A 12207-nucleotide genomic window follows, 5' to 3' on the forward strand; every position below is an offset into this window, starting at 1 on the left:
CCGCCCGGCGGACCGGCGTGATCAGCGCACGTCGTAGGCGCGGACCACGGTCTGGGTGACGGAGTTGCCGTTGGCGTCCGTCAGTTCGGTTTTCAGGGTGACCTGCCGGCCGCCCGCGCCCGCGTGGTTCACGGTGGCGGTCCAGTCGTCGCCCTGGTGGGTGACCGGGGCCTCGGTCCAGGTCGTGCCTCCGTCGTAGGAGTACGAGAGCCTGGCGGAGGTGAGGGCGGCCGGCCGGTAGCCCGCGTGGCCGGTCACGCCGAGGCCGATGCGCTGGCCGTCGGTGGCGGCCAGGGTCTTGAGTCCGTCCTCCGGAAGGTCGTACCGGGGGAACAGGATCGGGATGGACTGAGAATAGACGTTCTCGTCGAGCCGCGAGGTGAATTTCCAGACGGACCGCACGGAGACGGAGCGGGCCCAGACCCGGCTGCCGATCTTCGTGGTGTTCTGCTCCAGGGTGTACGTGCCGGGCTCGGCCGGCACCTCGAAGACGCCGGACGGCCAGCTGCTCGCGCCGATCTCCGTGCCGTCCTTGCTGAGGCGCAGGTTGCCGATGTCGCCGAAGGAGCCGGGCTCGGCATAGTGGGTGGCGTCGCCCCACATCGCGTCGGCGAAGCCGATGAGGTTGCCCTGGCGCTCGGCGACGAGGACCGGCTCGCCGGCGGCGTCGCGCGGGGCGGTGGGGGCGATGACGCCGTCGTACCAGTTCTCGGCGCGCCGCTCACCGGCGGTGTAGGCGTGCCGGCCGCCGACCATCAGCTCGCCGAACGGGAAGCCGCTGCCCACGAGTTGCTGCCAGGCGGTGTCGCCGGGCGTGTAGTACTCGGTGCGGGTGCCGGGCACCGGGACCGTCTCCAGGGAACCGAAGGAGATCGCGGTGCCGTTCGGGCGGTAGGCGGCCGGGAACTCGACGAAGTCGGTGCCGATGCCGGCGGAGCCGTAGCGGGAGTCGGTGCGGCCGAGTGCGCCGTCCTCGACCCGGTAGGTCCTGTCCTCGCGGACCGGACGGGCCTCGGGGAAGGCCAGGTTGTAGACGTACGGGCTCTTCGCGGTGGCCCGCCAGGCCAGCGTGACCTCGCCGGCGGCGAGCTTGTCGAGGAGCCGGGCCGCCTCGTCGGCGGGGACGGAGACGACGGGCAGGCCGAGACCGGTGAAGCCGCCGCTCGGGTACCAGCGGCCCGGGGCCTGGTGGTACGTGACGACGGCGAGCGCGCCGGCCGCCTTGGCGTTACGGGCCAGGGTGCTCGCGGCGGTGCTGTCGTCGGGCAGCCGGACCAGCGCGACGCGGCCCTTGACCTGGGCGGCGGCGAGCTCGGCGGGGGTGCCGGTGGCCGCGTCGACGAGCCGGGCGGAGCCGGTGCCGTCGAGGTTGTCGGAGGCGGTGGAGGCGGTGAGCGGGTGCAGGGTCAGCCCGTCGGTGGTGGCGAGCGAGGTGATCTGCGGGGCGGCCGCGCGCCAGTAGCTGCCGAACTCGAAGGTGCCGTCGGTGGCGCGGCCCTCGACGTCGGTGTAGTAGCCGCGGATGGTGCGCGGCCCGGTGGCGGTGCCGGCGTGCAGCCAGGTGTCGTCCCAGGCGCGGGCGAACGCGAGGGTGGCGCCGCGGAGTTCGGACGGCCGCTCGGTCCTCACGGACAGCCGGTGGGCCTCGCGGGCGTCGAGGACGACGGTGGTGTCCTTCTTCAGCTCCAGCTGCGGCCGGGCCAGGTAGCTGACCGAGTCGTTGAGCGTGGCGCCCTCGCCCATGTCGGGCGTGGTGACGAAGGAGGAGAGGAAGTAGCGGCCGGCGCGCAGCCGGTAGACCTGGTCGGCGGAGCCGTCGTTGAAGCGGCGCTCGCCGCGGGCGTCGTCGGTGCCGATGACGTCGAGGGAGGAGGCGCCGGCGGCCGGCTCGCCCTGACGGTCGATCAGCTTGACGCGCAGGGTGAGGGTCTCGGGCTCGACGTGGAGCGCGAACGGGGTGACGACGTGCGTGCCGCCGGCGCCGGTGGCGATCACGCGGCCGGTGACGTCGCCGTACTGGGCGCGCTCCAGGTGGGCGGCCGGGTCGAGCTTCAGCGGGACCTCGACGGTGGCGCCGGCCGGGACGGTGACGGTGCGCTGCCCGAGGCGGGCGACCGGGGTGCGGACGGCCGAGCCGTCGTTGCCGGTGACCTTTTCGACGGAGAGGTCGAGGGTGACGGGCTTCTCGCCGGTGTTGGTGTAGGGGACGGCGACGGTGGTGCGGTCGGCCGCTGCCTGCGGCCAGTGGTAGGTGCCGCCCTGCACGGCGGGGGCGCCGAGCACGGTCTGGTCGATCGCGGCCTTGACGTCGAGCCGGCCGCCGCCGGTCTCGCGGGCGTCGCCGGGGACGCCGCTGTCGGCGGAGGAGACGAGCGCGGCCTTGATCTGCTGGGCGGTCCAGTCGGGGTGGCGCTGCTTGACGATGGCGGCGGCGCCGGCGACGTGCGGGGTGGCCATCGAGGTGCCGGACATCGTCCGGTAGGCGTACACGCCCCGGCCGCCGGCGGCGGCGGCCGAGATGCCGACGCCCGGTGCGGCGATCTCCGGCTTGAGGGTGTGCGCCTCGTTGGCGGCGGGTCCGCGGCTGGAGAAGGGGGCGGTGGAGTCGTCGCGGTCGGTGGCGCCGACGGTGAGCACGCTCGGCGCGCAGCCGGGCGAGGACACCGTGTTGTCGCCGGGACCCGAGTTGCCGGCGGCTATGACGAACAACGTGCCCTTGGTGTGGGCGAGTTGTTCGGCGGCGACGCTCATCGGGTCGGTGCAGTCGGTCTCGGAGGGGTTGCCGAGGCTCATGGAGACGACGTCGGCGCCCTGGGCGACCGCCCACTCCATGCCGGCGATGATCCACGAGGTGGCGCCGGATCCCGAGTCGTTGAGGACCTTGCCGGCGAGCAGTGCGGCGCCGGGGGCGACGCCCCGCTTCTTGCCGCCGCTCGCGGCGCCGGTGCCGCCGACGGTGGAGATGGTGTGGGTGCCGTGGCCCTGGCGGTCGTCGGTGGTGTCGGAGTCGGTGAAGTTCTTCGACTCGACGATCCGGCCCTTGAGGTCGGGGTGGTCGGCGTCGGCGCCGGTGTCGAGGACGGCGACCTTGGTGCCGGTGCCGTCGTAGCCGGCGGCCCAGGCCTCGGGGGCGTGCACCTGGGCGGTCGAGCGGTCGAGGAGGGCCTCGACCTTGCGGTCGAGCCACAGCTTCTTCAGGCCGGGTGCGGTGGTGCGGGCGGCGGGCGCGGTGATGTCGGCCCAGAAGGTGGCCGCCTGCTTCTTGTCGGCCTTGAGGGCGACGCCGTCGACGGCGGAAAGCACCTGGCCGCGGGTGGCGCCGCGCGGAGCGGGCGGCACGGCGCGGGCGGTCGCGAGGCCGGTGCCGTAGACCGCGATCAGCGGCAGGGCGGTCGTGCCGGCGTCGTCGTACCCCTGGCGGATCAGGCCGGTGACGTTGAACAGCTCCTCGTCGACCCGGCCGGCGGCCAGGGCGGCGGTGGCTCCCTCGGGATAGACGTACAGGTCCCGTCCGGAGCGGCGGGTCTGCGTGAACGGCACCGTGCCGTCCTCGCGCGGCAGCGCGGTGGCCGCCGGGTTGCCGTCCGCGTCCCGGGTCACCACGACCCGGTCGCCGGTCACGAGGGTGACCGTGGCGGTCCCCCGCGGTCCCTGCGCGGCCGTGGCGGCCGCGCTGCCGACCAGCGGTCGGTCGCCGGTCGCCGGGTCGTCCTGCGGCGCTGCGGCCGCGGACGCCGCGACCGCGGTGACGGCCAGGACGGCGGCGGTCGCCGCCCCCAGGGCCGTACGCGAAATCGGGCGCATCGCTCTCCCCCTCCAATGTCCGGGCATGCGGGCACAAGGCACCCATGTCCGAAGGCTGTTGGTGCTGCGGTGGCGCCACATTGGCAGAGGTGAGGGTGGTGCAGGCAGGATGGGCAAGGCGGGAATGCGCCGTGGCCGATTCCCGCCAGGCAACGACGGAACGAACGCGTCCGCCGCCGGTCCCGGGATGTCCGGGTCGTCCGGGACGTCCGCGCGAGGGGTGGGAGCTGGCACATGCTGGGAGCGATAGGTCTCGACGAACGGCAGGAGTCCGCCTACCGCGCGCTGGTCGCGCTGGGCGCGGCCGAGGTCTCCGACCTGGCCCACCGGCTCGCCCTGCCGGTGGGCGACACCGAGCGGACGCTGCGCCGCCTGGAGTCGCAGGGCCTGGCCGCCCAGTCCTCGGCCCGCACCGGGCGCTGGGTCGCGGCCCCGCCCGGGGTGGCGCTCGGCGCGCTGCTCACCCAGCAGCGGCACGAGCTGGAGCAGGCGGAGCTGGCGGCGTCCCTGCTCGCGCAGGAGTACCGCGCCGAGGCGGCCACCGAGCCCGCCGTGCACGACCTGGTCGAGGTGGTGACGGGCGCGAGCGCGGTCACCCACCGCTTCCTCCAGCTCCAGCTCGGCGCCGTCGACGAGGTGTGCGCCCTGGTCACCGGCAAGCCGATCGCCGTCTCCGGCGTGGACAACGACGCGGAGGCGCTGGCCGTCGAGCGGGGCGTGCGCTACCGGGTGGTCATCGAGCGCGAGGTGCTGGCCCTGCCGACGGGCATCCTGGAGCTGTCGACGGCGCTCGGCCGGCACGAGCGGATCCGGGTGGTGGACCGCGTCCCGACCAAGCTGGTCGTGGCGGACCGCACGCTCGCGATGGTCCCGCTCACCGGCCGCGGCGCCGAACCGGCCGCGCTCGTCGTGCACGCCAGCGGCCTGCTGGAATCCCTGATGGGCCTGTTCGAGTCGGTGTGGCGGGACGCCCTGCCGCTGCGGCTCGGCGCGGGCGCGCAGATCACGGAGGACGAGATGACGGGCCCGGATCCGACGGACCTGGAGATCCTCTCGCTGCTGCTCGCCGGGATGACGGACGCGAGCGTGGCCAAGCAGCTGGACCTGGGCCTGCGGACCGTGCAGCGGCGGGTGAAGGGGCTGATGGAGCTGGCGGGCGTGACGACGCGGCTGCAGCTGGGCTGGCACGCGTACGAGAAGGGGTGGGTGGCCCGGTAGCGGGGCGACCGGAGTGGTGGCCGTAAGGTGACGGCCGAATTCCGGATCCGTCCGATCCGGATCCGTCCGACCCGCATCCGTCCGGTCCGGATCCGTCCGACCCGAATCTGTCTCAGGAGAGCACCCCTATGAACGGAAGGCGCCGTCGCGCCCTGCTGACCGCCGTGCACCCGATGCTGGAGCCCGGGGAGCGGGTGGAGGTGACCACGATCGTGGCCCTGAGTACGGTGCCGGTGGGACGTCAGTTCGCGACCGGCCTCGCGTCGGGCATGATCTCGGGCCTCGCGAGCGGCGTGTCGGTGACGGTGGTCCCGACGCCGACGCCGATGTATCTGGCGATGACGGACCGCCGACTGATCATCTTCCGGGCGGACCCGATGTTCGCGAAGCCCGTGGAGCACACGATGACGATCCAGCGGGCGCACCTCTACCGTTCGGAGATCAAGGAACGCGTACTCAACTCGTCCATGGTCCTCTCCTCTCCGTACAGCGAGCACTCGCTGAAACTGATCTTCCCGCTGATCAGCCGCAGGGAGCGCCACCTGGTGGCCGCGGCCCTGCCGGTGGCGACCGGCTGACCGCGCATTCACCGCACACTCCTCGCGCCCTCCTCGCGTACTCCTTGCGTACGGCTTGACCTGCGGGGACGCGCGGGCTCCGGCACGCTGGGCAGATGGGTGTGTGGCAGCAGCTGCTGATCGGCATGGTGATGCTGCTCGGCCTGTTCGGGGTGCTGACGCCCGGCGTGCCGGGCACGTGGCTGGTGTGGGCCGCGATGCTGTGGTGGTCGCTGCACGAGCGGACCGGCCTCGCCTGGATCCTGCTGGTCTCCGCCACCGGGCTGCTGCTGCTCACCCAGGTCATCGTCTGGCAGTTGCCGCCCCGCCGTTTCCGGGGCGTCGGCATCACCCGCCGGATGGTCGCGTACGCGGGGATCGGCGCCGCCTTGGGCTTCGTGCTGATCCCCGTGCTCGGCGCGATCCCCGGCTTCGTCGGCGGCATCTACCTGTCCGAACGCCTCCGCCTCGGCGGCCACGGCCAGGCCCGGGCGGCCACCCGCCAGGTGATGCGGGCGGCGGGCACGAGCGTGCTCGTGGAGCTGTTCGCCTGCCTGCTGATCGTGGGCGCGTGGGTGGGGGCGGAGATCTGGGGCTGAGGGCGCCACGGGTCCGGCGGGACGCGTTTCGCGCGATCCTGGCGGTATGAGGGATTTCGACGGTTTCAGCGAGGCGGAGCGCGCCTATCTGCGGACCCAGCGGCTCGGCCGGATGGCAACGGTCGACCCGTCGGGCCAGCCGCAGGCCAACCCCGTGGGCTTCTTCCCGCAGGAGGACGGCACGGTCCTGGTGGGCGGCGGCGCGATGGGCCGCACGAAGAAGTGGCGCAACCTCCGGCACAACCCGAAGGTGGCGCTCGTCGTCGACGACCTGGCGAGCGAGCGGCCCTGGCGGGTGCGGGGCGTGGAGCTGCGCGGCGAGGCGGAGCTGCTCGTGGGCCCGCACGCGCTGGGCCCGTACTTCAGCGAGGAGGTCATCCGGATCCGTCCGCGCCGGATCCACAGCTGGGGTCTCGGCTAGGGCACGGCCAGATACCGCGCCGCGTACGAGCGCCAGGGCCGCCATTCCGGGCGGTCCGGGAGGCCGGGCGCGGGCACGTCCGGGTCGGCCAGCGCACGGGTGCGGATCGCCGCGACCGCCTCGGCCCCGACACCGGCGACGGCGGCGAGCGCCGCGGCGGAGGCGTCCCGGTCGGCGCCCGCGTCGAGGCGGAGCGTGCCGTCGGCCAGGGCGGTGGCGAGCGGGCCCGCGACGGGGTGGCCGGTCAGGGCAGCGGGCTCCGGGAAGAGGTGGGTGAGCGTGCCGCAGGCCGTCTCCAGCGGGGTTCCGTGGCGCTCGACGAGCCGCACGGCCTCCTCCGGGCCGACGACCGTCCGCAGCGCGAACTCCTCCGGCTCGGCGGTGCCCGGGGAGCGCAGCCCGGGCCGGGCGGCGACCGCGGCGGCGAGGTCCGGATCGGCGCCGAGGCGCTCGGCGACGGCGTACGGATCGGCGTCCAGGTCGAGCAGCCGGCGCAGGCGCTGCACGGCGGTGGTGAGGTCGCGCAGCTCGGTGAGGTGGATCCGGGCCTCCAGCCAGCTCCCCGAGGAGCGCTCGTCGACGGAGACCATGCCCGTGCCGTACGGGAGCCGCAGCGTGCGCCGGTAGGTCCGGGCGCCGGGCGCGCCGACGACCTCCTCGACACCCGGCAGTGCCTCGGCGGCCAGCAGGTCGAAGACCTCCCCGGCCGCGTACGGACCCCGGTGCGCGAGCCGCAGCGGGACGCCGGCGGCGAGCGCGATGCGGGAGGCGGCGGCGGAGTCGGGGTGGGACGGAGTGGCGGATTCGGGTTGGGACGGGGTGGCGGACCCCGTACGGGATCGCGTGGCGGAGCCGGTACGGGAACGGGACGCCGCACCGGCACGGCCCCCGGGCGCCGTGGCGGTGCGGGGCGCGGCCGCGGAGTCGGGATGGTGCCCGGCCGGGGAGCCCGCGCCGGACTCGGCGGCGGTGGCCCCGCGGGATCCGGCCGTGGCGTCGATGCGGGGCGCGGCCGCGGAGTCGGTTCGGGAGCCGGCCTCCGCGCCGGTAGGGGATCGCGTGGCGGAGCCGGACGCCGCACCGGCACGGCCTGACCCGGACGCCGCCCCGGTACGGCCCCCGGGCGCGGTGCCGGTGCCGGACTCGGCGCGCAGGGCGGTGGGTGTGCGGGCGTAGACGGCGCGGATGGTGTCGTTGAACTGGCGCACGCTGGCGAAGCCGGCCGCGAAGGCGATCTCCGTGACCGGAAGGTCCGTCGTCTGGAGCAGCACCCGCGCGGTGTGCGCCCGCTGGGCGCGGGCGAGCGCGACGGGCCCGGCTCCCAGCTCGGCGGTGAGCTGACGCTGCACCTGCCGTGCGCTGTACCCGAGCCGGTCGGCGAGTCCCGGCACGCCCTCCCGGTCCACGACCCCGTCGCCGATCATCCGCATGGCCCGCCCGACGACGTCGGCCCGCACGTTCCACTCCGCCGACCCCGGCACGGCGTCCGGCCGGCAGCGGCGGCAGGCCCGGAAGCCGTGCGCCTGGGCCGCGGCGGCGGTCGGGTAGAAGGTGACGTTGCGCCGTTTGGGGGTGACGGCGGGGCAGCTGGGCCGGCAGTAGATGCCGGTGGTCGCCACCCCGAAGAAGAACACCCCGTCGAATCGGGCGTCCCTGCTGCTGACCGCCTGGTACCGCGTCTCCTCGTCGAGCCCCGCGCCCGCTGTCACCGCCGTCGCCGTGTCCGTCATGCCTCCAGTGTGCGGGAGCGGACGGACACCGACTGGCGGTTTTCGGACGCGGAGCAGGGCGTGGCGGGGCGGTCGTCGGAGCCGGCGCCGCCCGCCGCGCGACGCGCCTCGGCGCGACACTCCACGGCGCCCCGGCCGCCTACCGCTGCCGCCCCCGCTTCGCCTCCATCGCCGCCTTGCCCTCCGCGCCCATGCGCTTCCAGTTCTTCAGCATCTCGGCGCGGACGCGGGCGTCCGTCTTGGCGACGATCCGCCGGTTCTCGCGGATCAGCTTGCGGTAGCTGTCGAGGCGGCGTTCGGGAAGGGTGCCGTCGGCGATCGCGGCGGTGACGGCGCAGCCCGGTTCGGAGTCGTGCGCGCAGTCGTGGAAGCGGCAGTCGGCGGCGAGGTCCTCGATCTCGGCGAAGACCTGCCCGACGCCGGCCTCGGCGTCCCACAGTCCGACGCCGCGCAGGCCGGGGGTGTCGATGAGGACACCGCCGCCGGGCAGGGCGAGGAGGTTGCGGGTCGTCGTGGTGTGGCGGCCCTTGCCGTCGATGTCACGCGCGGCCTGGACGTCCATCACGTCCGCGCCGAGCAGCGTGTTGGCGAGGGTCGACTTGCCCGCGCCGGACACGCCGAGCAGCACGCTCGTGCCGCCGGCGGCGACCGCGTGCAGCACGTCGAGTCCTTCGCCGGTGTGCGAGGAGACGGGCAGGACCTGGACGCCGGGGGCGACGGTCTCGACGTCGTCGACGAGGTAGGAGAGGCCGACCGGGTCGGGCACCAGGTCCGCCTTGCTGAGCACGACGAGCGGCTGCGCGCCGGACTCCCAGGCGAGGGCGAGGAAGCGCTCGATGCGGCCGAGGTCGAGCTCGACGGCGAGCGAGACCACGATGATCGCGTGGTCGACGTTCGCGGCGAGGATCTGGCCCTCGGACCGCTTGGACGAGGTGGAGCGGGCGAAGGCCGTACGGCGGGGCAGATACGCCCGTACGTAGCGGGGGTCGCCGGCGTCCTCGGGGTCGACGGCGGCCCAGTCGCCCGTGCAGATCACGCGCAGCGGGTCGTGCGGGACGACGAACGCCGTGTCGGCGCGCACCAGTCCCTGGGGCGTGACCAGGTCGCACTGGCCCCGGTCGACGCGGACGACCCGGCCGGGCAGCAGGCCCTGCGCGGCGTACGGGGCGAACTCGGCGGCCCAGGCGTCGTCCCAGCCGTAGGGAGCCAGCGAAGAGGAGAGCGAGGGGAGAGAGGAGGCGGAAGAGGAGAAAGCGTCGGTGTCGCGGAAAGACAAGGGGGACCCTTCACAGGGGTGGCCCCGGAAACGTCAGCCGGTGGCCACGGAGGTGGAGTGGAGAAGCATCTGGTTGCGGGCAACGCCCGTCGTGACGACAGCCATCTGTCACACCTCCGCTGGGAAAAGGGTCGGCACGGCCACCCCGGCCGTGATCTTCGACGCGCCTCACCGTAGCCCCGGCCCTTCCCCGCGCGCCACGGGTTTTTCCGTGGCGCGCGGGGCCCGGTCGTCAGACGGTGGGACGGCCGCTGGCGGTGGTGGCGGGGATCTCCTGGTGGACGTCCCAGTGCTCGGCGATCAGGCCCTCCTCGACGCGGAAGATGTCGACGACGGCCTGGCCCGTCTCGCCCGGGGCCGGGGTGAAGTGACTGTGGACGAAGACGAGGTCGCCGTCGGCGGCGGTGCGGCGGATGTCGAAGCGCAGCCGCGGCATCTGGCCGCGGAGCGTGTCGATCAGGCCGGTGAGCGCGTCGAGGCCGTCGGGGAGATGGGGGTTGTGCTGGAGGAGGCCGGCGGCGACATAGGTGGCGGCGGAGTCGGTGCGGCCCTGGTTCCAGACGGTCTCCATGAAGTCCCGGACGAGGGCGGTGTTCTTGTCGCTGGTCACGATGAGTTCTTCTTCCTGTGCGTGGCGGGTCAGCGGGCGGCGGTGGTGACCGGGCCCGTGGTGGAGCCGGGTGAGGCGGGTGGGCGGGGGCGGTGGCGGCCGGAGGCGCGGTGGGCGCCGGCGGCCAGGGCGAGCGGGACGAGTCCGGCGGCCGGCAGCCAGACGGCGCCGGTGGCGGGCAGCAGGGTGGAGCCGAGGAGGCTGCCCAGGCTCATGCCGAGGTAGAGGGAGGAGGCGTTGAGGGCGAGGCCGAGGGCTCGCTGGTCGGGGACGAGGGCGACGAGCCGGGCCTGTTGCGGGGCCTGGAAGAGCTGGCTGAAGACGGCCCAGACGGTGAACGCGGCGACCGCCGCCGGGAAGCCGGCCGGGGCGAGCAGCAGGCCGGCGAACGCGGCGGCGAGGCCGGCCAGGGCCACGGTGATCGTGACGGGGCCGCCGAGGCGCTCGAAGACCCGGCCGGCCACCGCGTTGCCGACGACTCCGGCGATGCCGAACACCAGCAGGAGCAGGGCGACCTGACCGGTGGTGGCATGGAAGCGGTCGGTGAGATAGGCGCCGGCGACGCCGTAGACGGTGAACTGCGCGGCCATGAAGGCGAGCGTCGTCGTGATCACGGGCAGGACGCCCCGGGTGCGCAGCACCGGGCGGAAGGCGGCCATGCCGACCGGGGTGCCGCGCTCGGGTGCGGGCACGAGGACGGCGACCAACGCCAGCGCGAGCAGGGTCAGGGCGGCCGTGCCGGCGGTGGTCCACCGCCATCCGACGCTCTGGCCGAGGCTCGTGCTGAGCGGCACGCCGAGCACGGTCGCCGCCGTCATCCCGGCGAAGACGGTGGCCAGCGCCCGGGTGCGGCGCTCCTCGGGCACGAGCAGGGAGCCCGTCGCCGAGGCGGCCGGGCCGAAGGCGGCCCCGCCGAGGGCGGTGAGCACGCGGGCCGCGCACAGCACCCCGTAGTCGGGGGCCAGCGCGGCGGCGGCGCCTCCGGCGGCCATCACCGCGAGTCCGGCGAGCAGCACGCTCCTGCGGCCCAGGCGCCCGAGGACCACGGGGGCGAGCGGGGCGGTGACGGCGAAGGTGAGCGCGAAGACCGTCACGAGCAGGCCGACCCGGGCCTGGGTGACGTGCAGGTCCTCGCTGAGGGGGGCGCTGAGGCCGACCACCGCGAGCGAGGACGTGCCGAAGGAGAAGTAGCCGAGGGCCAGGGCCCACAGGGCCGGCCCGGAACGACGGAAGGGCGTCACGTCCACCCCCTCCACCTCCCTTTCAATACGGTGCGGTGCGGTTCGTAATGGAATTACAATACGGAGCGGTCCGTATGTCAATGGATTAAGGTGGGGCCATGAGCGGACGACCCAGAGACCCCGGCGTGGACGACGCCATCCTGCGCGCGACCAGGGACCTGGTCGACGAGAGCGGATACCGGGCGGTGAGCATGGAGGGCATCGCGACCCGCGCCGGCGTCTCGAAGCAGACGGTCTACCGGCGCTACCGGAGCAAGGGCGAGGCGATCCTCGAGGTCCTCACCGACATCGCGGCCGGCCGGCTGCCCGTGCCGGACACCGGCACGCTCCACGGCGATCTGGTCGAGCTGCTGACCGCGACCTTCGAGGCCCAGCAGGGCGTCAGCGGTGTCCTCAACCGGGCGCTCGCCGCGGAGAGCATCCAGGACGAGGCCTTCGCCCGCACGATGTGGGAGCGACTGATCCTGCCCCGGCGCGACGTGGTGCGCTCCCTGCTCGACCGGGCCCGCGAGCGCGGCGAACTGGCCTACGACGACACCGACTTCCTCGTCGACCTCGTCTACGGGCCGATGTGGTACCGGCTGCTGTTCGACCGCACGACGCTGGACGCCGAGTACGCCCGGCGGACCGCCGACACGGTCACCGCCCTGGCCGGAACGCGCTGAGTCCGCCTCCTCATTTCCGTCATAACCTCCATAACCTCTCCCACGCCTCCCTCGCGCCTCCCCGGTACCTCCCCCGGTGGCAAACG

The 12207-nt window shown here is 74.3% G+C and carries 10 protein-coding genes; 5 read left to right on the forward strand and 5 right to left on the reverse strand.

Annotation, left to right across the window (positions count from 1 at the left end):
* Positions 1-21: 21 nt before the first annotated feature.
* Positions 22-3804 (reverse strand): S8 family serine peptidase, encoded by a 3783-nt coding sequence (locus tag ACFYU9_RS19660; RefSeq protein WP_389345521.1) that lies wholly within the window; start codon positions 3802-3804, stop codon positions 22-24.
* A gap of 234 nt (positions 3805-4038) precedes the next feature.
* Between ACFYU9_RS19660 and ACFYU9_RS19665 the strand changes: the two genes are divergently transcribed.
* The 4 genes from ACFYU9_RS19665 to ACFYU9_RS19680 all read left to right on the forward strand — a co-directional run bounded on the left by ACFYU9_RS19665 (position 4039) and on the right by ACFYU9_RS19680 (position 6599).
* Complete coding sequence (locus tag ACFYU9_RS19665; protein WP_389345522.1) at positions 4039-5022, forward strand: helix-turn-helix domain-containing protein; 984 nt, start codon at positions 4039-4041, stop codon at positions 5020-5022.
* 128 nt (positions 5023-5150) lie between these two features.
* A complete protein-coding gene (locus ACFYU9_RS19670; protein WP_389207475.1) occupies positions 5151-5600 on the forward strand; it encodes a hypothetical protein in 450 nt (149 codons plus the stop codon).
* A 95-nt stretch (positions 5601-5695) separates the two neighbouring features.
* On the forward strand, positions 5696-6178 hold the full coding sequence (locus ACFYU9_RS19675) for a DUF456 domain-containing protein (RefSeq protein WP_389207477.1): 483 nt from the start codon (positions 5696-5698) through the stop codon (positions 6176-6178).
* Positions 6179-6224: 46 nt separating this feature from the next.
* Positions 6225-6599, forward strand: a complete 375-nt coding sequence (locus ACFYU9_RS19680) for a PPOX class F420-dependent oxidoreductase (protein WP_389207479.1) — start codon at positions 6225-6227, stop codon at positions 6597-6599.
* Here the strand turns inward: ACFYU9_RS19680 and ACFYU9_RS19685 are convergent.
* The 4 genes from ACFYU9_RS19685 to ACFYU9_RS19700 all read right to left on the reverse strand — a co-directional run bounded on the left by ACFYU9_RS19685 (position 6596) and on the right by ACFYU9_RS19700 (position 11456).
* Positions 6596-8329 carry an AlkA N-terminal domain-containing protein gene (locus ACFYU9_RS19685; RefSeq protein WP_389345523.1) on the reverse strand — a complete coding sequence of 578 codons (1734 nt, stop codon included), beginning with the start codon at positions 8327-8329 and terminating at the stop codon, positions 6596-6598. The two genes, ACFYU9_RS19680 and ACFYU9_RS19685, sit on opposite strands and share 4 nt — an antisense overlap.
* A 139-nt stretch (positions 8330-8468) precedes the next feature.
* Positions 8469-9605 (reverse strand): ribosome small subunit-dependent GTPase A, encoded by a 1137-nt coding sequence (rsgA, locus tag ACFYU9_RS19690; RefSeq protein ID WP_389345524.1) that lies wholly within the window; start codon positions 9603-9605, stop codon positions 8469-8471.
* A 232-nt stretch (positions 9606-9837) separates the two neighbouring features.
* On the reverse strand, positions 9838-10215 hold the full coding sequence (locus ACFYU9_RS19695; protein WP_389345525.1) for a nuclear transport factor 2 family protein: 378 nt from the start codon (positions 10213-10215) through the stop codon (positions 9838-9840).
* Between the two features lie 29 nt (positions 10216-10244).
* The gene (locus ACFYU9_RS19700) at positions 10245-11456 is read right to left on the reverse strand and encodes an MFS transporter (protein WP_389345526.1); all 1212 of its coding nucleotides are present in this window, start codon (positions 11454-11456) and stop codon (positions 10245-10247) included.
* A gap of 98 nt (positions 11457-11554) precedes the next feature.
* On the opposite strand from ACFYU9_RS19700, the gene ACFYU9_RS19705 reads away from it, so the two are divergent.
* On the forward strand, positions 11555-12121 hold the full coding sequence (locus ACFYU9_RS19705; protein ID WP_389207489.1) for a TetR/AcrR family transcriptional regulator: 567 nt from the start codon (positions 11555-11557) through the stop codon (positions 12119-12121).
* The last annotated feature ends 86 nt before the right edge of the window (positions 12122-12207 follow it).

The sequence above is a fragment of the Streptomyces sp. NPDC004327 genome, assembly GCF_042873935.1.
GTDB lineage: Bacteria > Actinomycetota > Actinomycetes > Streptomycetales > Streptomycetaceae > Streptomyces.